Here is a 21,961-nt window from a genome sequence, read left to right as displayed (position 1 = left end):
TTTGAGACGCTCAGCGTCCCTAGTGCGACATTGGGGACAGCAGGCGGACAGCCGCCCCAGTTAGACGCTCGAGAGGTCGATCGCCTTGTCGATCTCCTTCGGCATCAGCACCCGCAGGATGCCCTCCAGCAGGTAATAGTCGGCGTACGGCAGCGAAACCTCGACGCCGTCCTCAGCCGGACGGTTGCGCGTGCCCCGCGCCACGATCGCCTCGGCGCGGGTGGACTTCGTGGTCAGGCAGGTGTCGCACAGCGCGGTGAGGATCCGGATCGCCGCCTCGCGGTAGTGCGGCCGGTTCGCGACCTTCGCCAGGTCGAGCAGGCCGCATGCCATCACGGCGCCGGCGGAGGAGTCCTTGATGTCGTGCGGGGCCTGCGGGGCGAGGTAGTCCCACACCGGGACGTTGTCCGGGGTGAGGGCGCGGAGCGCGAAATCCGCCAGGCGTTGCGCGGTCCGCAGGAACAGCGGGTCGCCGGAGCGCCGGTACATCGTGGTGAAGCCGTAGATCGCCCACGCCTGACCACGCGACCAGCAGGACGTCGGGCCGTAGCCCTGCACGGAGTTCGGGCCGATCTCGGCGCCCGTGTCCGGGTTGAAGTCGAACACGTGCGGGGTCGAACCGTCCGGGCGCACGAAGACCCGTTCGGTGGTCTTCGCGTGGGAGACGGCGATGTCGAGGTACTTCCGGTCACCGGTCTGCTTGCTCGCGAAGGTCAGCAGGTCGAGGTTCATCATCGTGTCGACGATGACCCGGCCGGCGTTGCCCGGGGTGCCGAGTGCGCCCCAAGCCCGGATGAACTTCCCTTTTTCGTTGTAGCGCTGGATGAGTGACGACGCGGCGGTGAGCGCGCCGGTGCGCCATTTCTCGTCGCCGGTGAGCCGCCAGCCGGTCACCCACGACGGGTAGAACAGGAATCCGAGGTCATGATCGCTCGTCTCGTACTGGCGCGGCGCGAGCTTTTCCGCGGACGCCATCGCGAGGGTCCGGAATTGCGGATCGCCGCTGTAGATCGACGCGAGCCACAATGTTCCCGGCCAGAAACCGCCGATCCAGCCGCCCTTGGCGGAATAGGTCCATTTCTCGAACCGGGTGATCTCCGGAAAGGTGCTCACGCCGGGGGCGACGGCTCGCAGCTTGGTGACCGCGTAGTCCGCCGCCCGGCGGAAACTCGTTACCCCGGCGGCTTCTTCCTCCGCCGCACTGGCGACGGAGGGGATCGCCGCCGCCGCGACGGCGGCACCGGCAGCGGTGGTCAACAGGGTTCGCCGCGAAACGCTCACAATGCCCGCCATTCGTCAGTGGGAAATGCGTCACGGGAGTTTCGCACGACGGTTACGCGCTTGTGAAGGCCATTCATGGTTGTGAATAAAGAAGCCTCACTCAGCGGGACGGATGTTCGCATTGTGGTGGAACACGTTTTCCGGGTCGTACACCGCCTTGATCGCGGCCAGCCGCGCGTACTTCGCCGCGCCGTACGCCGTGCGGACCCTGTCCTCGTCGTATTCGTTCAGGAAATTCAGGTAGCCGCCGTGGTTGTTGGAATGCGGCAGGAGTTCTTCCCACAGCGCCCGTGTCCAGGCGCGATCGGCGGCCAGGAGTTCCGGGGTCGTGGCCGTGGCCGCGAAACCGACGACGAAGCCGGGCGTCCGCGGGCCGCCGAACGCGGTCGCGTCGTCGTGCACCGTCGAGTACGTGTCCTGCAACGGCACGATCGGCATGATGGTCATGGGCGACGCCTTGTCCGGCAGGCGCGCGGCGATCAGGTCGATGACCTCTTCGGACAGTGAGTCGACGTAGAGCGATTTCTCGTAGGCGAGGATGCCGCGGGGCGCAGTCGGATCCAGCAGCTTTTGCAGGTTGGCGTAAGGCATCGGGGAGACCAGTTCGAACGCCGTCGGCAGCCCGTCCCGGATCCGCTCGATCAGCCGGGCGTGCCGTTCGGGACCGTCGAAGCCGGTGACGACCAGCGCGAGACCCGGCACGAGGTGGTACTCGGCCGGGACGAACGGCACGGGTGGCGCGTTGAGCCCGACGAGCATGGCGCCGGTGCCCGGCGGCAGCGTCGCGATCACGTCCCTCGCGAAGCGCAGCGCCTTGGGCGCGTCCTCCAGCGTCCAGAAGAACATCCCGACCTCGGCCAGGCCGACGCGGTGCAGCCGGAACTCGAATTCCGTGACCACGCCGAAGTTGCCGCCGCCACCCCTCAGCGCCCAGAACAGATCCGGATGCGTTCCCTCGGAAGCCCGCAGGATCCGGCCGTCGGCCGTCACGACCTCCGCCGAAACCAGGTTGTCGATCGTGAGCCCGTGTTTCGCGGTCAGCCAACCGAAACCGCCGCCGAGGGTGAGGCCGCCGACGCCCGTGTCGCTCACCGTGCCGCCGACCGTCGCGAGCCCGTACCGCTGGGTCGCCTCGTCGACGTCGGCCCAGAGCGCGCCGCCGCCGACCAGCGCGGTCCGGGAGGCCGGGTCGACGGTGACCCGCCGCAGCCCGCCGAGGTCGATCACCAGGCCGTCGTCGGTGACGGCGGAACCGCTGAAGCTGTGCCCGCCGCCCCGGACGGTGATCTCGAGGCCCTTTTCGCGGCCGAAGGCCAGCGCGGTGACGACATCTTGGCGGCTGGCGCATTCGACGACCACGGCCGGGCGCCGGTCGATGTCCCCGTTCCACACGGCACGGGCCGCGTCGTAACCCGGGTCGGCGGCGGTGACCACCGCGCCGGACAGTTTCCGGCGCAACGCGGTCGTTTCAGGCGGATGCATGGGACCCCCTCAGGTCGTGGCTACCGCACAGTCTGGAGGGCGGACGACCCGGCACAAGGTCCATCCGCGCGGGAAAAAGGGCGGCCCAAAGGGCGAAAGCCCGGCGCTATGGGGTGCGCCGGGCCTTCGCGTTCAGGGGTGCCTCAGCACTTGGGTGCCACCGGGAGATCCGATCCGGTCTTCAGGTAGGTGTCGGAGACGTAGTGCCCCGGGCCGATCCGGTCCCAGATGTTGCTGGTGCCGAACTTGCCGGTGACGGTCTCGCCCTCGACGTAGCACTCGATGTTGACCTTCGCGTAGTTCGCCGCGAGGCCCTTGATCGCCGCGGTGGTGCTCGCCGACGCCCGGACGTTCATCGGGTCGCCCGCCGTGCTGATGACGCCGGTCGGACCGGAGCCGGTCCACAGGTAGGAGACGTTGACCCAGCCGTTGTCCGTCATCTTCAGGCCGTCCCAGAAGGTGCCGTCCGCGAGGTCGATACCCGCCGGGTTGGCCACCTTGCGGCCGAACTCGTCCTTGCCGCCGTTGTAGCCGTCCTGGTACGCGGCCTGCGCTTCGGGCTTGCCCTGCGGCAGGTTCTTCCACATCTGGCGGGTGGCCGACGGGTTCCAGTAGTCGTCCTTGGTGTTCCACGGGCCGACGTCCCACACCGGCGCGTACTCGCAGCGGCTGTTGTCGGTGCGGCAGATCCGGACGGTGTAGTTGCCGGTGTTCTTGGGCGCCAGGCCGCGGCCCGACGGCAGGGCGACGAAGTGGTCGCGGGACTTGATCACGTGCCCGTTGGCGGTGGTGCCGCCGACGAGACCTTCACGGGTACCGAAGACCTTGTACGTCAGCGGGGCGGCGGCCGCGCCGATCGCGTTGACCTGCGGGCCGAGCTCGCCCTGGAGGGTGATGTCGCTGACCTTCGCGGTCACGCCGTCGTTCACGGTGCGCAGTCCGACGCGGACCTGGACCGTGGAGACCGAAGCGGACAGCTGGGCGGCGCCTCCTTCGGTGGGAGTCCATTCCGTCCAGTCGTTGGCGTTGAGCTTGCCGCGGACGTCGACCTCGACCTCGGTGCCGTTCGGCGCTTCGGCGGTCACCTGCGCGGTCACGCGGTTCACCGGCTTCCCGAGGTTCCGCTCGGCCAGCAGCAGGTAGCCCTGGCTGCCGATGGAGTCGGGTTTTCTGTGCCACGCGGCGTTTTCCAGGCTGAGCACACCGCCGTCGCTGCGGACGTTGACGTCGTCGCCATCCACAGTGGACAGATCGGCGCGCCAGCTTCCCTCCGCCGCCGCGTTCGCGGGGCCGGCGGTCAGCGCGATGACCGCCCCCATGGCCAGCACGGCCGCCATCACGCGGCGGGCCTTCACGGTCCGGACCATTCCGGTCTCCCTTCGAGCACTCTCGGTTGCTACGAAGGGAGCTTCGCCGGGGCGTGTACACGATCGATACAAAAGCGAGACGGCACCGGAGGGGGTGCCGTCTCGCTGAGTGAGGATCAGGCGGAAGCAGGCTTCCCGTAGGAGGCTTCGGCGGATTCCTGAAGGCGCGAAGCGAGCGCGGATTCCTGCGGCCGCGCGGAGAGCTCTCGCCACAACGCCAGCGCGCGTTCCGAATAGGTCCGTGACCGCTCCGGCTGGCTCAGCGCCTCGTGCAGTTGCCCGAGCAGTTGCGACACCTCCGCCTCGGACCGGCGGTCCCCGTTGCGGCGGTGCACGCTCAGCGAATTGACCAGCAGCAGTTGCGCGTGGGCGAGATCGCCGCTGTGCAGGTACAACTCGCCGAGGTTCTGGTTCGCGTACCCGACGCAGTGGTCGTCGCCGAGTTCGTTGAAGATCGCGATGGCCCGGTCGACCCGCTCCCGCGCGCCGGCGAGATTGCCCTGATGCTGCCGCAGCATCGCGAGCCGCTTCAACGCGTGCGCCTCCCGATGCCGGTCGCCGATGTTCGCCGACTGTTCGAGCGCCTCGGTGAACCAGTGTTCCGCGTCGGTGAACCGGCGCCGCGCCAGCCACACCGCGCCGATCGCGATCCGCGCGACGGCCTCGCCGTGCGGATCACCGGCCGCGGAGAACTGATCGAGCGCCGCGTGGCAGTGCTCCAGAGCGACGGTGTCCTCGCCCTTGATCCGCAGCACGGTGCCGAGCCCGGCCAGCGCGATGGCCGCGCCCCGCGCGTCGCCGATCTTGTCGAACAGCAGTTGCGACTGCTCGAACGCGACCAGCGCTTCGGCGTAGCTGTCCTGGTACAGCTGGATCTGGCCGAGGTTGCGCTGGATGATCGCCTCCCCGCGGATCTCGCCGGACCGGCGGGCGGAGGCCAGCGCCACGGCGTGCGTCTGCAGCCAGTCGTCCTGGTGGCCGCGCTGGTCGAAGTACGGCGCCAGCGCGGCGGTCAGACGCCAGGCCAGCGCGTCGAAGCCGAGGTCGGCGGCCAGTGCGACGGCGGCGACGCAGGTGTGCCGCTCGGCGGCGAACCACGCGGCCGGATCCTCGACCAGCCGTCCGGTTCCCCGCGGGAGCGCGGGCTGGTCGGCAGTGTCGTCCCGGTAGAGGCCGAAGAAGTGGATCGGCATCCGGTCCGCGGCCTCGACCGCGAGCGCGAGATAACCCTCCAGCACCCGTTTCGTGGCCTCGCGCGCCTTCTCCGGGACGTCCTGCGCACGCAGTTCGAGGGCGTAGCACCGCAACAGGTCGTGCAGGCGATAGCGGGGCTCGCCGGTGCCGTCCGAGCCGATGAGTTCGACCAGGTGGGCGTCCACCAGCACATCGAGGACGTCGTCGGCGTGCGCGCGGCCGAGCAGCGCCGCGACCACCCAGGCGGGGAACTGGACCGAGCCGAGCCCGCCGAGGCCGCGGAACGCGGTCGCCGCCGACATCGGCAGGAGGTCGTAGCTGAGCGTGACACTGGCGCGGACGGCCAGATCGCCGACCCGGAGTTCGTCGAGTCTTCGTCTCTCGTCCCGCAGCCTGTCCGCCAGGACACGCAGCGTCCAGCCCGGCCTGTTGGTCAGCTTCGCCCCGGCGACCCGGATCGCCAGCGGCAGGTACCCGCAGTGCCGGAGGATCGCGGCCGCGCAGTCCGGCTCCGCGGCGACCCTCTCGGTGCCGACGATGCCTTCGAGCAGCTTCGCGGCCTCGGCCTCGGGCAGGAGGTCGACATCGAACGGGGTGGCCCCGGCCAGATCCGGCATCCGCACCCGGCTGGTGACCAGCACCGCGCAGGCACCGGCGCCGGGCAGGAGCGGCCGGACCTGCGCCGCGCTGCCCGCGTCGTCCAGGACCACGCACATGCGCATGCTCGCCAGCCTGGACCGCAGCAGCGCCGCGCGTTCGGGGAGATCACGCGGCAGTCCCGCGTCGGGGACCCCCAGCGCGCGGAGCAACTCCGCGAGCACGGTCATCGGGGGCCGGGGCGAGGACGACGTCCCGGCGAGATCGACGTGCAGCTGACCGTCCGGGAAGTCCTCCCGGACCGCGTGCGCCACCCGGATCGCGACCGAGGACTTGCCGACCCCCGGCGCCCCCGAAAGCACCGCGATCGCGGGTTTTCCCTGATCACGACGGTCACGGAAGAGGTCGGCGAGGGCGCCGACCACCCCGTCGCGGCCGGTGAAGTCCGGCAGGTCCAGCGGAAGCTGGCAGACCGGCGTCATCGGCCGGGTGAGGGCGGCGGCCACGGAGTCCGCGGTCACGGGGGGCGTCACGACCAGCGAGGCCCGCAGTTCCCGCAGCCGCGGCCCCGGTTCGGTGCCGAGCTCCTCGGCCAGCACCTTCTCGGCCGTTTCGTAGGCCTCGATGGCTTCGGCCGTGCGGCCGTCGGCCCGCAGCGCCACGATCAGCTGCTGCCAGAGTTCTTCGCGCAGGGGATGCTCGGTGACCAGGCCGCGCAGTTCGGCGACGGCTTCGGCGGTGCGGCCGAGCTCGATCCTCGCCCGCAACCGCTGTTCCTGGACGGCGAGCCGTGATTCCGTCAGCCGGGCCACCGTCGCGCCCCAGCCGTGGTCGTGGGGGAGCCCTTCGAGGACTTCCCCGCGCCACAGCGCTTCGGCTTGATCCAGCAGGCCGAGGGCGGATTCGGCGTCCCCGTGGCCGAGCGCGTCCTGCGCGGCGGCGGCCAATTCGCCGAATCGGACGTGGTCGATCTCCCCCGGGGTGGCTTTGAGGATGTAGCCGGACGCCCGGCTGCCGATGCGTTCCCCCAGTTCCGGATCGCGATCGGCGAGACGTTTGCGGAGCGAATGAACGTAGGTGCGGATGTTCGCCGCCGCCGAACGCGGAGCCGACGAAGGCCACAGGACCTCGATCAGCAGTTCGGTGGAGACGACGACGTTGGGTTGAAGCAGGAGAGCGGCGAGCAGCAGACGCGGTTTGGGGCCGCCGAGCGGCACCACCTGTCCGTCCACCGCCACTTCGAGCGGACCGAGAACGCGAAACCCGAGAATTGTCACCTAAACCGCCAATACGGCAGGAGCCCCATATCTGCCGATAATATTGCCGTCCCGCCATGGTGGCTAGATCCATTCGCATGCAAGTGCAGACAGTGGACGCGGTTTGTACGGGTCGTGTACGAGACCGGTCGACGCTGCAGCCATGAAGCGTTCAAGTGTCCGGCGGCTCGCCGGTTTCTTCCTCGTGCTGGCGACGGCGGGTGCTTTCGGCCTGGCCGGCGCGACTCCCGCGCTGGCCGCGGCCACCGGGACCGTCAAGACGGCGGGTGATCCGCTGAACGTGCGCCGCGCCCCGAGCACCACCTCGACCGCGGTGCGCACGGTGGCCAACGGCGCCACGGTGACCATCGACTGCCAGACGATCGGGACCGAGGTCACCGGTCCCCTCGGCAAGACGACGTTGTGGGACTACGTCCCCGCGCTCGGCGGCTACATCTCCGACGGCTACGTCTACACCGGCTCCGACCAGCGGATCGCGCCCGACTGCGGGGTCGGCACCGGCAGCGCCGAATGCTCCACCGGCGTCTGCGCCGGTGAGGGCCAGTTCCGTTCATCGGATGCTCATTTCCTGGTCTACGACAAGGACGCCGACGGCAAGTCCGCCGTGGTCGCCTACTGGCTGAAGGGTGGCGCCGGCCCGTTCTACGTCTGGGCTTCCGGCGGTAACGGCACCCACGTCGACAAGGCCGTGCCGGTCGCGAAGGGCTCGTGGGTCTATTACAAGGTCTGCGTCGCCAACGCTTCCGCGAATCCGGCCCTCGAAGCGTGTAGCGCCGGCATCACCGATTACGCCGCGTGAAATCCCTCCCCGTTCTTTCCCCACTTCGAAAGGTTGAATTCTCATGGGTCAGGTGAACCGGCGGGCGGTACTCCTCGGTGGAGCCGCGGCGGTTTCGGCGGCTGCGTTGTCGTCGACGGTGCCTTCGTGGGCGAACGCGAGAACGCTGGCGGCGGCGCCCGCCATCCGCGACCCGTTCCAGCTCGGTGTCGCCTCGGGTGACCCCCTGCCGGACAGTGTCGTGCTGTGGACGCGTCTCGCTCCCGCCCCGCTGAACCCCGACGGCTTCGGCGGGATGCCGGACGCTTCGTACACAGTGGACTGGGAGATCGCGAACGACCAGGCGTTCTCCTCGGTCGTGCAGAAGGGCACCGCGACCGCGGCCCGCGCTTCCGGGCACAGCGTGCACATCGAACCGGCCGGGCTCCAGGCGGGACGCGAATACTTCTACCGCTTCAAGACCAGCGGCTACATCTCGCCGGTCGGCCGGACCAGGACGGCCCCCGCCGCCGGTGCGGTCGTGGACCAGCTGAAGTACTGCTTTTCCTCCTGCCAGCACTGGGAGGAGGGCTGGTACCACTCGTACAAGGGCATGCTCGCCGACGATCCGGATCTGGTGCTGTTCCTCGGCGACTACATGTACGAGAAGAAGTCCGGCCGCGTGGCCGCCGAACGGAATCCGCGCAAGCTGGCCTTCACCGACGAGGTGAAGACGCTGGCGCACTACCGCGCGCGGCACGCCCAGCACAAGACCGACGCCGACCTGCAGAACGCACACGCGATGGCGCCGTGGATCGTGGTCTTCGACGACCACGAGGTGATGAACAACTGGAACGGCTCCACCGCTCCGGCGACGGCGGAGCGCAAGACCGCCGGTTTCCAGGCGTTCTACGAGAACATGCCGATCCGCTCCACCGCCAAGCCGAGCGGCGCGGCGATCCGCCTGTACCGGCAGTTCGGCTGGGGCAACCTCGCCCGGTTCCACATGCTCGACACCCGTCAGTACCGCAACGCGCAGGTGCCAGACCCGTCCGGTTCGGCGGGGCCGTCGTGCACCGACATGCGGTCGACGTCGCGCAGCATCCTGGGCACAGCGCAGGAGGCTTGGCTGCTGAAGGCGCTGGAGACGCATCCGGCGAAGTGGGACTTCCTCGGTCAGCAGGTCTTCTTCGCCACCCGTGACGGCGACGGCAACAAGGCGACCTGTGAGAGCCCCGACTCCTGGCAGGGTTACGAGGCCTCCCGCGACCGGATCGCGAAGGGCATCGTGGACCGCAAGGTGCCGAACCCGATCGTGCTGACCGGCGACGTCCACCGGCACTGGGCGGCCGATCTGCGCCGCGACTACTTCAACCACAGCGACCCGGTGTTCGGTTCGGAACTGGTGACGACCTCGGTCACGAGCAACAGCGACACCGCGACCGATCCGTCGTCGACCTGGCTGTCGAACAACCCGCACGTCAAGTACTGCCGGGGAAAGCGTGGCTACGTCCGGGTGACGGCGTCGCAAACGCAGATGCGGGCGGACTTCATGACGGTTTCGGACACCACCGAGTACGACTTCTCGAAGGTGACCCTGGCCGCGGACCGCAGCTACGTCGTCGAAGCGGGTAAGCCGGGGCTGCAGAAGGTCTAACGGTTCGGCACTCTGGTCGTACTTGGGGAAGGGCCTTCACGCATCGCGGTCGGGTGATCGCGCGACACCGGGGATGGTGGCGTGCTGGGTCGGGGTGGTCGTGAGTGGCAATTCGGGTTAGAACACGAAATGCCACTCACGACCACCTGGACCGAGGTCGGCCTGGTCGGTGATCGCGCGACGAGCTAACCGTCCCTACCACTCACGAGTCAGGACAGCAGGTCCACCAGTGCGTCACCGCGAGGCGTCCGGACCACGAGGACGACCTGACCCTCGCGGTGCCGCTGGATCAGACCGGCCGAGACCAACTGCTCACAGTGATAGGTCGCGGTGCTGGCCGCGCAGGACAGGAGATTTGCGATCTCGCCCATACGCGCGGGTTTTCCCAAGTGCCGCAACAGTTTCGCGCGATGTGCGCCGACCACCAGGTCGAGTCCGTCGACGCCGGGGGGTGTTTCGGGCTTGCCGTTCTCGAGCAGGCCGTCCAGTCCCGGCAGCGGGTAGCCGATCCAGATGGTGTCCTCTTCGTCGAAGTTGGACACCACCGACCGGCAGCCGGCGAGCATCGGGACGAGGATCAGCTTGCGGCCACGGGCGGTGTACCGCGCCGGTTCGGCGTCGGGCAGCAGCAGGGAGCCGTTGCTGAACCGGAAATGGGGCCGCAGCAGGCCGAGTACCGCGTCGGTCCCGCCGCGGACGGAGGCGACGCCGATGCGTTCGATCTCGCGGTCGAGCAGGGGACGGGCCTTGGTCCACAGGTTTTCGGTCGCCAGCCGGGTCGCGGTGAAGGCGTCCGCGAGCGAGGCGACCCAGCGTCTCGGATGGTCGGCGGCCTGCCGCCACTGCGCGGGCAACCGGTCGCCGAAGACCTCTTCCAGGCCCTTGTGGACGTCGGCTTCGGTCAGGTCGCGCAGCATTTCCGTCTGCGCGGCGGCCGCGGCGTCCTCGGTGGGACTGATCGGCACGATGAAGTCCGGCTGGACGGAGGTCCCCCGTCGGGCGAGCGCGCTCGCGGCGCGGTAACCCTGCTCGGGGATCGCCGAGCCCACCTGACGGCGCCAGGGGGCGGGCAGGCCGCGGTCGTACCCGCCGACGACCTCAACGAGCATCGAAACCAGCGAGATGTGCGGGGAAACCGTCACACCTACCGAGATCGTGCTGGTGTCACCGAGTTCGAGCCGGGTATAAGAAGCCTGGGGTGGCGTCTCGCGCATCCGGTCGTCCCTCCTGGGAGTGGGCGTCGCAGCACGCGATGTTAGCGCCTCAGGTCAATACCCTGCACCGCCCGGGAAAAGCGAGTTGCTCATTCATGATGAGGAACGCGCCGAGACCGTGGAAATCGTTGGTGTTGCGCTTACGCGCGTAGTAATACGCGGTGTCACCGACGTTAGTGCCCTCGGAGATGTTTTTGATATCCGCCAATCCATCGGCACCGGCCGAGATCTGGGACAGGACCCCGCGGTGGCCCTTAGCGGCGACGGGCCGGTATTCAGGGCCGATATGGCCGCGTTCGACGCCGCGCGAGAGCAGGAAGGTGTACATCGCCGACGCCGAGGTCTCCAGCCAGTTGTCCTGGTCGCCGTCCCGGTCGACGATCTGGAACCAGCGGCCCGAGGCCCGGTCCTGCCACCGGGTGTAACCGGCCGCGAGGAACTTGACGACCTCGACGAGGCGTTTCCGGCGCGGATGGCCGCCGGGCAGGATCTCGAGGAGGTCGATCGCCGTCATCCCGAGCCAGCCGATCGCGCGGGCCCAGTGGAATTTCGAATGCCGCCCGTCGCCCGACGCCCACGGTTCCGAGCCGTCTTCGTCGTAGGCGTGGTAGAGCAGGCCCGTGGCGGGCTCCTTGAGCCTGTCGAAGTAGACGATGACGTTCTTCGCGGCCTCTTCGTAGCAGTAGCCGGGATCGCCGAAGGTCTTGCCGTACAGCGCCAGGAACGGCTGCGCCATGTAGACGCCGTCCGCCCACAACTGCCCGGTCTTGCTCGTGGCGTGGAACATCCCGCCGTCGGACGTCCGGGGATAGGACGGGAACCGCGCGCGCAGCTGTTCCGCCGCGGTCTTGTACTTCGCTTGCCCGGTTTCGGTGTACAGCAAGGGGAACATCTGCCCGGAGCGCATCGCGTCCAGGTTGGTGAAGCCGCCTGCGATCCCGCTTTCGGTGACGAACCGGTCGTACCAGGCGAGGATGTAGTCGAGGTAGCGCCGCTCGCCGGTGCGCCGGTACACGAGGTACTGGCCGTAGAGGTAAAGGCCGCGGGTGTAGCCCCAGCCGCCGAGGGTGGCCGGGGTGAAGCGCTTCATCGTCGAGTCGACGACCGCCCGGGACCAGTCGACCGGAGCCGCGCTCGCCGTGCCGGGCAGGGCCAGCGCGCCGAGGGCGCCCGCGGTCCCGGCGAGCATCGTGCGCCGCGTCAGCCGGGCCGTGCGAAGAGGATCCGGGGACATGCGAGGCCCTTCCTGCGCGGGGACACCGGCTGAACTTTCCTTGCAGGACAACGTCTACCCGCCTTTTCGGTGGCGAGTCAACGGCCGTTCCCGCTGCCCGGGACGGTCCCGGTGGGCGGCACTCTCCGCGAGGCCGCCCGCTCGCCTACGATCGGTACGTGAACGAGCTGACCTTCCGCGGCCGCCGCGTCGCCCGGGACCGGGCCCTGGTCATGGCGATCGTCAACCGCACCCCTGATTCCTTCTACGACAAGGGCGCGACCTTCGCCGACCCGGACGCGCTCGCCGCCGTCGCGCGGGCGGTGGAGGAGGGGGCGGACATCGTCGACATCGGCGGGGTGAAGGCCGGTCCCGGTGCCGAGGTCGACGTCGAGGAAGAGATCCGGCGGGTGGTCCCGTTCGTCGAGCGGATCCGCGAACTGCACCCCGACCTGGTGATCAGCGTCGACACCTGGCGCCACGAGGTGGGCAGGCGCGCGGCCGAGGCGGGCGCGGACCTGATCAACGACACCTGGGCGGGAGCCGATCCGAAGCTGGCCGAGGTCGCGGCGGAGTTCGGCACCGGGTACGTCTGCTCGCACACCGGGAACGCCGTCCCGCGCACCCGTCCGTTCCGGGTGCGCTATCCGGACATCGTCGCCCAGGTCGTCGCGGAGACGACGGCCCTCGCCGAAGCGGTCGTCGCGCTCGGTGTCCCGCGCGAGGGGGTGCTGATCGACCCGACCCACGACTTCGGAAAGAACACCTGGCACAGCCTGGCGCTGCTGCGGCACGCGCGGGAACTGGCCGACACCGGCTGGCCGGTGCTGATGGCACTGTCCAATAAGGACTTCGTCGGGGAGACGCTCGGCGTGGAACTCGCGGAGCGGGTCGACGGCACCCTCGCCGCGACGGCCTGGGCGGTGGCCGAGGGCGCGAAGGTGTTCCGGGTGCACGAGGTCAAGCGCACCCGGCAGGTGGTGGAGATGGTCGCGTCGATCCAGGGATCGCGCCCGCCCGCGCGCGCGATCCGCGGCCTCGCTTAGCCGTCCACTTAGCCGTCCATCGGGATCACGGCCGAAACCGTGCTGCCGGTACCGGGCTCGCCGAGGACGGTGAGCTCACCGCCGAGCGCGCGGACACGGTCGCGCAGGCCGTGCAGCCCGGAGCCGCCGTCGATGTCGGCCTCGCCGGTGCCGTCGTCGTGGACGTCCACCCGCAGGCCGTCCTCCTCGACGCCGATGCGCACGCGGACCTCCCGCGCCTGCGCGTGTTTCAGCGCGTTGGTGACAGCTTCCGAGACGACGAAGTAGGCCGTCGCCTCCACGGGGCCGCTGAGCCGGGGCACGTCCGCCTCCGCGAGGTCGACCGCGAGCGGGATCCGGTCCAGCAGCGACCGGACCGCGGGGATCAGCCCGGCCTCGGTGAGGATCGGGGGCCGGAGCCCGCGCGCGAGTTCGCGCAGTTCGGTGACGGTGGCCTGCAACTCGTCGATGGTGCCTTTCAGCAGGGCCGCGACGGCCGGGGTCAGGTCGTCGCCGAGCCGGCGTTCGGCCATGCGCAGCAGCAGGACGATGCTCACCAGGCGTTGCTGCGCCCCGTCGTGCAGATCCCGTTCGACGCGCCTCCGCTCGTCGTCGGCGGCGGCCACGATGCGGGCGCGGGACGCCTGGACCTCGACGAGGCGTTCCTCCAGTTCCGCGGCGAGGCGCTGGTTGTCCAGCACCAGCCCGGCGGCGGCGTTGAGCGCGTCGATCGACCGGCTGTCCTTCCACACCTCGTCGTCCTGCACGAGCGCGGCCAGCCCCGAGCCGTCGCGTTCCAGCAGGAGCCGGATCATCTCCGCGTTGCCGACCCGGGCCCGCAGCACGCCGATCAGGAACGCCAGCGGCCACAGGCAGAACGAGATCCGGTACACGTCCAGCAGCGGTTCGGAGACCGGATGCCCGGAGCCGAGCGCGCTGCCGACCGTGGTGCTCACCGCGCCGATCACGGCGATCGCGACGACCGGGGAGAGCAGCCGCCGCTGCGGAAGCCGTCCGGCGAGCCAGCGGTAGAGCAGCACCACGACGACGCCGCCGCCGATCAGCGCGCCGACCAGTTCGAGCAGCCGTTTGACCAGCTGTTCGGCCTCCGGGGAGGCCGCGATCGCGGCGAGGTTCTTCGGATCGTCGTTGACCAGCAGGCCGAGCACCGCCGAGCCGAAGACCACGGCGTACGCGGAGAGGGCGAGGACACGCTCCCAGCGGGACCGGAGTTTCCCGTGCGGGAAGGCGAGCACGAGATGCGCGATCACCGGGCTGGACGCGGCGGTCAGCGCCAGGCCGACGGTGTGCGCGAGGGGGTCCCCGGCGAACTGCAGGTCCTCGGCGAACAGCGCGAGCCCGGCCAGCGCGATCAGCAGGCCGATGGGGTTCGAGGCGCGGCGCACGTGCGCGACGGCGCCGGCGAGCAGGAAGAGGAACCCGGTCGTCGTCGACAGGGTGGTGTCGAGCACGGTGTGCGTGCCGTCGGCGATCTTGAGCGTCGTCGCCAGTACGCCCAGCCCGATGCCGGCCGTCAGGACGCCCGCCATCGCGACGGTCCGAGGGTGCTTCACCACTAAGCGTGATTCGCCCGTTCGGCCCGGACCGTTACACCGGGAGGACGCCCGATCGGGGGAGGCGCCATCGGGACGCCCGTCCTGACATGTGGAACAACAGTTCCGCCTGGTGTCAAGGTTTCTCAGGATGTTTCCCGTCATCCGGATGGCGATGCAGGCACGTGGGTGAACATGCGACTCTCGCGGCCACCACCCAGGCTGAGTCTTATCCCCCGAAAGGCGTCCCCCGTGAGCACCCACCACAGAACCCGCTTGCTGGCCGCGGCCTTCGCCGCCTTGACCCTGGCCGGTGGGATCGCGGGGTGTTCACGCGCGGAGAACGCCGCGGCGCCACCGGAGCAGAAGAGCCAGGGCGCCGCGGGCGAGGTGCGCGTCGGGTACTTCCCGAACGTGACGCACGCGCCCGCGCTGATCGGGGTCAAGAACGGCTTCTTCGCCAAGGAGCTCGGCTCGACGAAGCTCACCACCCAGACGTTCAACGCGGGACCCGAAGAGGTCAACGCGCTGCTCGGCAACTCGCTCGACATCGCCTTCATCGGCTCCGGACCGGCGATCAACGCCTTCACCAAGTCCAAGGGCGCCATCCAGCTCGTCTCCGGTGCGGTCACCGGCGGCGCGCAGCTGGTGGTGAAGCCCGAGATCACCACGCCCGAGCAGCTCACCGGCAAGAACATCGCGACGCCGTCGCTGGCCAACACCCAGGACGTCGCGCTCAAGAAGTTCATCGCCGAGAAGAAGCTGCCCGACGTCAAGATCACCAACCTCGACAACCCCAAGACCTTCGACGCCTTCAAGAAGGGCGAGCTCGACGGCGGCTGGCTGCCGGAGCCGTGGTCCTCGCGGCTGGTGCTGGACGCGGGCGCGAAGGTCCTGCTGGACGAGAAGACCCTGTGGCCGGAAGGCAAGTTCCCGACCACGGTCGTGATCGTCCGCAGCGAATTCCTGCAGCAGCACCCGGAGACCGTCACCGCCATCCTCAAGGGTGAACTCGCCGCCATCGACTGGGCGAAGACCAACCCCGCCGAGGCGAAGAAGGTGGTCAACGGAGAACTCAAGGCACTCGCGGGCAGCACACTGAACGAAGCCGTTCTCGACCGCGCGTTCTCCGGTATCGAACTCGGCATCGACCCCGTGGCGTCGACCTTCACCCAGCTCGCGAAGGACTCGGTGACCGCGGGCGTGGTGAAGTCCGCGGTGGACCTCAAGGGGTTCGCCGATTTCGGCCCGCTCAACGCCGTGCTCAAGGAGCAGGGCAAGCCCGGCGTGGACGCGCCCGGGCTGACGAAGTGACCGGAGGGGATCAGCGATGACGACCACCTTGGAGCCTGGCCTGTCCACCGGTGTCGCCGTGCGCCTGGACGGTGTCCGGAAGGCGTTCGGCCCGACCGGCCGCGCCGTCGTGGCCCTCGACGGAATGGACCTGACGGTCGCCCCCGGCGAGTTCGTCTGCCTGCTCGGCGCGTCCGGCTGCGGCAAGAGCACGCTGCTGAACCTGGTCGCCGGTCTCGACCAGCCGACGTCCGGCTCGATCACGCTCGAAACCTCCCGGCCCGCGGTGATGTTCCAGGAAGCCGCGCTGATGCCGTGGCTGACCGCGGCCCGCAATGTGGAACTTCCGCTGCGCCTGGCCGGTTTCGGCCGGAGCGAGCGCCGCGAGAAGGCGGCCGAACTGCTCGAACTCGTCCGCCTCGGCGGCGCGGGCGACAAGCGGCCGCACGAACTGTCCGGCGGGATGCGGCAGCGCGTCGCGCTCGCCAGGGCGCTGGCCGCGACCCTGCGCGTCGGCGGTGACCCGGAGCAGTCGCTGCTGCTGATGGACGAGCCGTTCGCCGCGCTCGACGCCATCACCCGCGACGTCCTGCAGGGCGAACTGCTGCGCGTCTACCGCAGCACCGGCACTTCGGTGCTGTTCGTGACCCACGACGTCCGCGAGGCAGTCCGGCTCGGCCAGCGGGTCGTGCTGCTCTCGTCGCGGCCGGGCCGGGTCGTGCGGGAATGGCGCGACGTCCAGGCCTCCGACGCCGAGGAGTTGACGCTGGAGATCACCGGTCACCTCCGGGAGGTGATCAGTACCCATGCCGCGGCTTGACCGCCCCGACGCTGAAGTGTCCGCGGCGGAGGAGGCCGACGAAGCCGTCGGCGCGGGGCTCGACTCGCTCGACACGCCCACCGGCGAACGCCGGGAGAGCCGGGGGAAGCGGTTCCTGCGCGGGTTCGTGCCGCCGCTGCTCTTCCTGGTCCTGCTGGTCGTGGTGTGGCAGATTCTTTGGGCCGCCGCGTTCTGGCCCGAGACGATGCTGCCCTCGCCGCTCGCGGTGTGGGACGAACTCGTCGACATCACGAGCACCGGCGAGATCTTCGAGTTCGTCTGGACGTCGGTGCACCGCGCCGCGCTGGGCTTCCTCATCGGCGTGGTCATCGGGACCCCGCTCGGCCTGCTGGTGGCGAAGGTCCGGCTGGTCCGCGCCGCTGTCGGGCCGTTCCTGACCGGGCTGCAAAGCCTTCCGTCGGTGGCCTGGGTGCCGGCGGCGATCCTGTGGTTCGGGCTGAACGACGCTTCGATCTACTTCGTCGTCCTGCTGGGTTCGGTCCCTTCGATCGCGAACGGCCTCGTCTCGGGCATCGACCAGATCCCGCCGATGCTGCCGCGGGTCGGGCAGGTGATGGGGGCGAGCAGGCTGTCCGCTGCCCGGCACATCCTGCTGCCCGCCGCGCTGCCCGGTTTCCTGGCCGGGCTCAAGCAGGGCTGGGCGTTCTCGTGGCGTTCGCTGATGGCCGCCGAGCTGATCGCGTTGTCCCCGGCGCTGGGCAAGGGGCTCGGCGCGTATCTCAACGAGGGCTCGTCGTTCAACAGCATGGAAGGCGTGATCTCGGCGATCTTCCTGATCCTGCTGGTCGGCGTCGGAATCGAGTTGCTGGTGTTCCGCCCGCTGGAACGTTCGGTCCTGCGTGCCCGTGGTCTCACGGCGTCCCTTTAGGACTTTGGCCAGGCTAGCCTTACCCGCATGTCCGATTTCGGTGTGCGGGTCAAGGCGATCCTGACCGCGCTGATGATGTTCTTGCTGGTGGCCGGATGCGGGTCCTCGCCGTCCGTCGACGAGACCCTGGTCCCGCCGGAGGCGCGAGGCACCTTCCCGGTGGCCGTCGAGCACAAATACGGTTCGACCACAGTGGAGAAGCAGCCGTCGCGGATCGTCACGCTCGGCCTGTCCGATCACGACGCGGTGCTGGCGCTGGGGATCCGGCCGGTCGGCGCCGTCGACTGGTTCAAGGAACGGCCGTACGGGAAGTGGCCGTGGACCCAGGCGCTCTGGGGTGACAAGCAGCCGGAGATCGTCGGCGAGCGCGACGACTACAACCTCGAGAAGATCGCCGCGCTCAAGCCGGAGCTGATCCTCGCCCAGTACAGCGGCATGAAGAAGGAGCAGTACGACAAGCTCTCGCAGATCGCCCCCGTCGTCGCGCAGCCGCCGAAGTACGAGGACTACGCGGCGCCGTGGCAGGAGATGACGCGGATGGTGGGGCGCGCGCTGGGGCTCGCGCAGAAGGCCGAGGACCTGATCAAGGGAATCGACGCGCGGTTCGCCAAGGCGCGGGCGGAACACCCCGAGTTCGCGAAGCTGTCGATGGTCGTCGCCGACACGTTCGAGGCGGGCAAGTTCTCGGCGTTCACCACGACCGACCCGAAGATGATCTTCATGACCGAGCTGGGCTTCCGGCCCTTCGAGCCGGTCAAGGCGGAGAGCGACCCGGCGAAGAACGTCGTCGAGGTCACCTCGGAACGGTTCGACCTGTTCGACGCGGATCGCCTGGTGTGGCTGAACTCCGACACCGGCGCGGAGGCCAGGGTCCGGGCGGATCCGGTGTACGGGAAGCTGAAGGTCTCGGCCGGAAAGCGGGATCTGTTCATCACCTACGACAATCCGCCGGTGGGGGCCGCGATCTCGTTCAACACGGTGCTGAGCATTCCTTACGCGATCGAGCAGCTGGTGCCGAAGCTCGCGGCGGTTCCGGCGACCTGAGGTCAGGGCACTCTCTCGCTCATGGCCCACCCGACCGACCCGTGACCCACACGTCGAGCGCGGCCGAGCATGTCGCGAAAGCCACTTTCGCGACATCTGACGTCCCGAAAGTGGCTTTCGCGACACAGCCGCCCGCCAGTCGCGAAAAGACCCAGACGCACCCAGAATTCCGTAGGTAGCTAAGAAACCTTTGGCTCGCCGGTCAGAGCGTCGGTCCGGTCGGGTGATCGCACGAGGTGCTGTTGCGAAAGCCAGGTCCAGTCCGTTTCGGGGTCCTGTGAGTTCACCTTCCGTGCCTGGCTCACCTACGGCACCGTAAGTTACGGTGTCGTAGGTGGGCGTTTTCCGTACCCCGGAAGGACAAAACGCATGACGACGGTTCCCGAAAGCACCCGGCTGATGCTCGAACTCGAGGGGACGGTCGAGGAGAACCTCAACCGGCATCTCGGGGTCGCCAAGGAATGGATGCCGCACGAGTACGTGCCGTGGAGCGAGGGCAAGAACTTCGCCGAACTGGGCGGCGAGCCCTGGGATCCCGAGCAGTCGCGGGTGTCGCCGATCGCGCGGACCTCGCTGGAGGTCAACCTCCTCACCGAGGACAACCTGCCGAGCTACCACCGCGAGATCGAGCGGGCCTTCGGCCGCGACGGCGCGTGGGGCACGTGGGTGCACCGCTGGACCGCGGAAGAAGGCCGTCACGGCATCTGCATCCGTGACTACCTGCTGGTGACGCGCGCGGTGGACCCGGTCGAGCTGGAGCGGGCCCGGATGCAGACCATGCAGGCCGGGTACGACAGCGGCGACAAGGCACTGCTGAACGTCTTCGCGTACGTGTCGTTCCAGGAACTCGCGACGCGGCTTTCGCACCGCAACACCGGGAAGTACACGCAGGATCCGTTGTGCGAGAAGCTGCTCGCGCGGGTGGCGATGGACGAGAACCTGCACATGATCTTCTACCGGAACCTGGTGCAGGCGTCGCTGCAGCTTTCACCCGACGCGATGATGCGGGCGATCACCGACGAGGTGGTCCAGTTCCAGATGCCGGGCGCGGTGATCCCGAGCTTCGTGCGGAAGGCCGCGCTGATCGCGAAGGCGGGCATCTACGACCTGCGGATCCATCACGACGAAGTGATCTGGCCGCTGCTGCGGCAGTGGAAGGTCTTCGAGCTGGAAGGGCTCGGCGAGGTGGGGGAGAAGGCGCGGGACGAACTCGACCAGTTCCTCAAGGGCCTCGACACCCAGGCGTCGCGTTTCGAGGAGCGCCGGGCGGCCGCCGCGGCCCGCGCCGCCGCAAAAGCGTGACTCGCGTGCCTGAACCCCGCACTAGCGTGATTGAGGCCGTAACTCACGAGTTACGGCCTCAATCACGCGAATCACGTCGTTGATCACGCGTTAGCGCGAGCGGCGGCCACCCGCGCGGGTGCCCGCGGAGAACGCGGCGGCACCGCCACGGCGGGCCGGAGCGCCGCCGGACTGAGTGCGCGACTGGGACTTCGAGGCACCGGCGGAGGCGCCACCCCGGCGCGGCTGGGAGTCGGTGGCACCGCGACGGGCCTGACCGCCGCCCTTGGGCGCGCCTTCGCGACGCCCGGTGGTCTCGGCCGCACGACGGCCCTGACCCGCGGAAGCGCCGCCACGGCGGTCGCCTTCGGTCCTCGGCTGACGCGAACGGCCTTCCGAGGAGCCGCCACGGCCCCGTCCGCCGCCGGAAGCACCCCGGCCACCGGCCGAGGGGCCACGACCGCGACCGGTCCTGGTGCCCCGGTTGGCGGGGCGCTCTTCCTCTTCGCCCTTGCCACGGATGGCCTCGCCACCGGCGGTGACCTTCTTCGGGCGCGTGTCCACGATCGGCCGCCGCGGCGACGCGGTGAACGAACGCTCGCCGGGCGCCAGCTCCGACAGCAGCGGGTGGCCGGGGCCGAGCTGCGTCGTGGTCGGCTTGATGCCCGCCTTGCGGGTGAGGTCGCGGACGTCGCCGACCTGCGCGTCGGTCATCAGCGTGACGACGGTGCCGGACGCCCCGGCGCGGGCCGTGCGGCCCGAGCGGTGCAGGTACGCCTTGTGCTCGACCGGCGGGTCGGCGTGGATGACCAGCGTGACGTCGTCGACGTGGATACCGCGGGCGGCGATGTCGGTCGCGACCAGCGTCTTCGCCGCACCGGAGGCGAAGGCCTCCAGGTTGCGCGTGCGCGCGGTCTGGCCGAGGTTGCCGTGCAGTTCGACCGCCGGCACGCCGGAGGCCATGAGCTTGCGCGTCAGCTGCTTGGCGCGGTGCTTCGTCCGGGTGAACACCAGCGTGCGGCCCGGCGCGGCGGTGAGGTCGATCAGCACCGGCAGCCGGTGGGTCTCTTCCAGGTGCAGCACGTGGTGCTTCATGGTCGAGACCGGCGACTGGGCCGAGTCGACGCTGTGCGTGACCGGGTCGTGCATGAAGCGCTTGACCAGCACGTCGACGCCCGCGTCGAGGGTCGCGGAGAACAGCAGCCGCTGCCCGCGATCCGGCGTCTCGGACATGATGCGCCGGACGTCGGGCAGGAAGCCGAGGTCGGCCATGTGGTCGGCCTCGTCCAGCACGGTGATCTCGATGTGGTCGAGCTTCGCCTCACCCGAGCGCATGTGGTCGGCGAGCCTGCCGGGGCAGGCGACGACGATGTCGACGCCGTCACGCAGCCGGGTGATCTGCGGGTTGGGGCTCACGCCGCCGAAAATGGTGGTGACCTTGAGACCGAGCGGCTTCGCCAGCGGCAGGAACGACGCCTCGATCTGGGTGGCCAGTTCGCGGGTCGGCGCCAGCACCAGCGCGCGCGGGCGGCCGGGGCGGCGGCGCGTCGGGCCGGCGGCGAGCCGGGCGAGGACGGGCAGCACGAAGCCGTAGGTCTTGCCGGAGCCGGTGCGGCCGCGGCCCAGGACGTCCCGGCCGGCCAGCGAATGCGGCAGCGTGGCGGCCTGGATCGGGAACGGGCTGGTGACGCCCTGCTCGGCGAGCGAGTCCACGAGGGTCTTGGGCAGGCCGAGTTCGGTGAAAGTAGGTGTGCTCATAAGCGTATGGGCGCGTGTGCGCCCTGGTGTCTCCGTAAGAATAGGAACGGTTGTCCTGCCCGGCGCAGACCTCGGGGGTCGCGGCGCGTGGTCATTCGACAACGAAACGCGGCCCGAGGCAGAACTGAGCGGACCGCAACGCCAGTGTACTTGGTCGTGATCTCCCGGGCTACGTGATATCGCCCGCACCGCGTTCGCGCGGCCCGACGAAGCGGGCGGCCGATGTTCGTCCGTTTCCACGAGCCCGGCTCCCTCACCC

At 69.5% G+C, this 21,961-nt stretch carries 16 protein-coding genes; 8 read left to right on the top strand and 8 right to left on the bottom strand.

Translation table 11 applies throughout. The features are described 5' to 3' along the window. Nucleotides 1-60: 60 nt before the first annotated feature. From ACLJRM_RS28675 to ACLJRM_RS28660, 4 genes are all read right to left on the bottom strand, one after another. On the bottom strand, nucleotides 61-1,281 hold the full coding sequence (locus tag ACLJRM_RS28675; protein WP_410664923.1) for a glycoside hydrolase family 88 protein: 1,221 nt from the start codon (nucleotides 1,279-1,281) through the stop codon (nucleotides 61-63). A 96-nt stretch (nucleotides 1,282-1,377) separates the two neighbouring features. After that, the gene (locus ACLJRM_RS28670) at nucleotides 1,378-2,763 is read right to left on the bottom strand and encodes an FAD-binding oxidoreductase (RefSeq protein ID WP_410664809.1); all 1,386 of its coding nucleotides are present in this window, start codon (nucleotides 2,761-2,763) and stop codon (nucleotides 1,378-1,380) included. A 143-nt stretch (nucleotides 2,764-2,906) separates the two neighbouring features. Then, nucleotides 2,907-4,130 (bottom strand): hypothetical protein, encoded by a 1,224-nt coding sequence (locus ACLJRM_RS28665; RefSeq protein WP_410664808.1) that lies wholly within the window; start codon nucleotides 4,128-4,130, stop codon nucleotides 2,907-2,909. A gap of 116 nt (nucleotides 4,131-4,246) precedes the next feature. Beyond that, the gene (locus ACLJRM_RS28660; RefSeq protein WP_410664807.1) at nucleotides 4,247-7,198 is read right to left on the bottom strand and encodes a BTAD domain-containing putative transcriptional regulator; all 2,952 of its coding nucleotides are present in this window, start codon (nucleotides 7,196-7,198) and stop codon (nucleotides 4,247-4,249) included. A gap of 142 nt (nucleotides 7,199-7,340) precedes the next feature. On the opposite strand from ACLJRM_RS28660, the gene ACLJRM_RS28655 reads away from it, so the two are divergent. Both ACLJRM_RS28655 and ACLJRM_RS28650 read left to right on the top strand, forming a co-directional pair. Further along, nucleotides 7,341-7,997: a hypothetical protein gene (locus tag ACLJRM_RS28655; RefSeq protein ID WP_101612962.1), complete on the top strand. Its 657-nt coding sequence runs from the start codon at nucleotides 7,341-7,343 to the stop codon at nucleotides 7,995-7,997. Between the two features lie 43 nt (nucleotides 7,998-8,040). Continuing rightward, on the top strand, nucleotides 8,041-9,612 hold the full coding sequence (locus ACLJRM_RS28650) for an alkaline phosphatase D family protein (protein ID WP_101612963.1): 1,572 nt from the start codon (nucleotides 8,041-8,043) through the stop codon (nucleotides 9,610-9,612). A 209-nt stretch (nucleotides 9,613-9,821) separates the two neighbouring features. Here the strand turns inward: ACLJRM_RS28650 and ACLJRM_RS28645 are convergent, their stop codons facing one another. Together ACLJRM_RS28645 and ACLJRM_RS28640 are read right to left on the bottom strand one after the other, a co-directional pair. Then, the gene (locus ACLJRM_RS28645) at nucleotides 9,822-10,826 is read right to left on the bottom strand and encodes a winged helix-turn-helix domain-containing protein (RefSeq protein ID WP_101612964.1); all 1,005 of its coding nucleotides are present in this window, start codon (nucleotides 10,824-10,826) and stop codon (nucleotides 9,822-9,824) included. Between the two features lie 49 nt (nucleotides 10,827-10,875). After that, a complete protein-coding gene (locus ACLJRM_RS28640; protein WP_410664806.1) occupies nucleotides 10,876-12,060 on the bottom strand; it encodes a glycoside hydrolase family 105 protein in 1,185 nt (394 codons plus the stop codon). Nucleotides 12,061-12,218: 158 nt separating this feature from the next. Between ACLJRM_RS28640 and folP the strand changes: the two genes are divergently transcribed. Next, nucleotides 12,219-13,085: a dihydropteroate synthase gene (gene folP, locus ACLJRM_RS28635; protein WP_410664805.1), complete on the top strand. Its 867-nt coding sequence runs from the start codon at nucleotides 12,219-12,221 to the stop codon at nucleotides 13,083-13,085. An 8-nt stretch (nucleotides 13,086-13,093) separates the two neighbouring features. Here the strand turns inward: folP and ACLJRM_RS28630 are convergent, their stop codons facing one another. After that, nucleotides 13,094-14,614 (bottom strand): sensor histidine kinase, encoded by a 1,521-nt coding sequence (locus tag ACLJRM_RS28630; RefSeq protein WP_410664922.1) that lies wholly within the window; start codon nucleotides 14,612-14,614, stop codon nucleotides 13,094-13,096. A gap of 255 nt (nucleotides 14,615-14,869) precedes the next feature. Between ACLJRM_RS28630 and ACLJRM_RS28625 the strand changes: the two genes are divergently transcribed. The 5 genes from ACLJRM_RS28625 to ACLJRM_RS28605 all read left to right on the top strand — a co-directional run bounded on the left by ACLJRM_RS28625 (nucleotide 14,870) and on the right by ACLJRM_RS28605 (nucleotide 19,965). Beyond that, nucleotides 14,870-15,931 (top strand): ABC transporter substrate-binding protein, encoded by a 1,062-nt coding sequence (locus ACLJRM_RS28625; protein WP_101612967.1) that lies wholly within the window; start codon nucleotides 14,870-14,872, stop codon nucleotides 15,929-15,931. Between the two features lie 16 nt (nucleotides 15,932-15,947). Beyond that, nucleotides 15,948-16,730 carry an ABC transporter ATP-binding protein gene (locus ACLJRM_RS28620; RefSeq protein ID WP_101612968.1) on the top strand — a complete coding sequence of 261 codons (783 nt, stop codon included), beginning with the start codon at nucleotides 15,948-15,950 and terminating at the stop codon, nucleotides 16,728-16,730. Continuing rightward, nucleotides 16,717-17,619, top strand: a complete 903-nt coding sequence (locus ACLJRM_RS28615) for an ABC transporter permease (protein WP_410603865.1) — start codon at nucleotides 16,717-16,719, stop codon at nucleotides 17,617-17,619. The genes ACLJRM_RS28620 and ACLJRM_RS28615 overlap by 14 nt, the downstream gene beginning before the upstream one ends. 27 nt (nucleotides 17,620-17,646) lie before the next feature. Beyond that, entirely contained in the window at nucleotides 17,647-18,663 is a 1,017-nt protein-coding gene (locus tag ACLJRM_RS28610; RefSeq protein ID WP_410664804.1) for an iron-siderophore ABC transporter substrate-binding protein, read from the top strand. 369 nt (nucleotides 18,664-19,032) lie between these two features. Continuing rightward, a complete protein-coding gene (locus tag ACLJRM_RS28605; protein ID WP_101612971.1) occupies nucleotides 19,033-19,965 on the top strand; it encodes an acyl-ACP desaturase in 933 nt (310 codons plus the stop codon). A gap of 90 nt (nucleotides 19,966-20,055) precedes the next feature. Here ACLJRM_RS28605 and ACLJRM_RS28600 read toward each other — a convergent pair whose 3' ends face one another. Then, nucleotides 20,056-21,702, bottom strand: a complete 1,647-nt coding sequence (locus tag ACLJRM_RS28600; RefSeq protein WP_410664803.1) for a DEAD/DEAH box helicase — start codon at nucleotides 21,700-21,702, stop codon at nucleotides 20,056-20,058. Nucleotides 21,703-21,961: the final 259 nt, after the last annotated feature.

The sequence above is a fragment of the Amycolatopsis sp. lyj-84 genome (assembly GCF_046549075.1).
GTDB lineage: Bacteria > Actinomycetota > Actinomycetes > Mycobacteriales > Pseudonocardiaceae > Amycolatopsis.
This window is presented reverse-complemented; position numbering and strand designations above follow the sequence as displayed.

Bases quoted from the DNA above. Each gene is read 5' to 3' on its own strand.
- ACLJRM_RS28615 (WP_410603865.1), top strand. From the start codon at position 16,717: ATGCCGCGGCTTGACCGCCCCGACGCTGAAGTGTCCGCGGCGGAGGAG.
- ACLJRM_RS28610 (WP_410664804.1), top strand. From the start codon at position 17,647: ATGTCCGATTTCGGTGTGCGGGTCAAGGCGATCCTGACCGCGCTGATG.
- ACLJRM_RS28620 (WP_101612968.1), top strand. From the start codon at position 15,948: ATGACGACCACCTTGGAGCCTGGCCTGTCCACCGGTGTCGCCGTGCGC.
- ACLJRM_RS28665 (WP_410664808.1), bottom strand. From the start codon at position 4,130: ATGGTCCGGACCGTGAAGGCCCGCCGCGTGATGGCGGCCGTGCTGGCC.
- ACLJRM_RS28670 (WP_410664809.1), bottom strand. From the start codon at position 2,763: ATGCATCCGCCTGAAACGACCGCGTTGCGCCGGAAACTGTCCGGCGCG.
- ACLJRM_RS28640 (WP_410664806.1), bottom strand. From the start codon at position 12,060: ATGTCCCCGGATCCTCTTCGCACGGCCCGGCTGACGCGGCGCACGATG.
- ACLJRM_RS28605 (WP_101612971.1), top strand. From the start codon at position 19,033: ATGACGACGGTTCCCGAAAGCACCCGGCTGATGCTCGAACTCGAGGGG.
- ACLJRM_RS28600 (WP_410664803.1), bottom strand. From the start codon at position 21,702: ATGAGCACACCTACTTTCACCGAACTCGGCCTGCCCAAGACCCTCGTG.
- ACLJRM_RS28630 (WP_410664922.1), bottom strand. From the start codon at position 14,614: ATGGCGGGCGTCCTGACGGCCGGCATCGGGCTGGGCGTACTGGCGACG.
- ACLJRM_RS28645 (WP_101612964.1), bottom strand. From the start codon at position 10,826: ATGCGCGAGACGCCACCCCAGGCTTCTTATACCCGGCTCGAACTCGGT.
- ACLJRM_RS28655 (WP_101612962.1), top strand. From the start codon at position 7,341: ATGAAGCGTTCAAGTGTCCGGCGGCTCGCCGGTTTCTTCCTCGTGCTG.
- ACLJRM_RS28650 (WP_101612963.1), top strand. From the start codon at position 8,041: ATGGGTCAGGTGAACCGGCGGGCGGTACTCCTCGGTGGAGCCGCGGCG.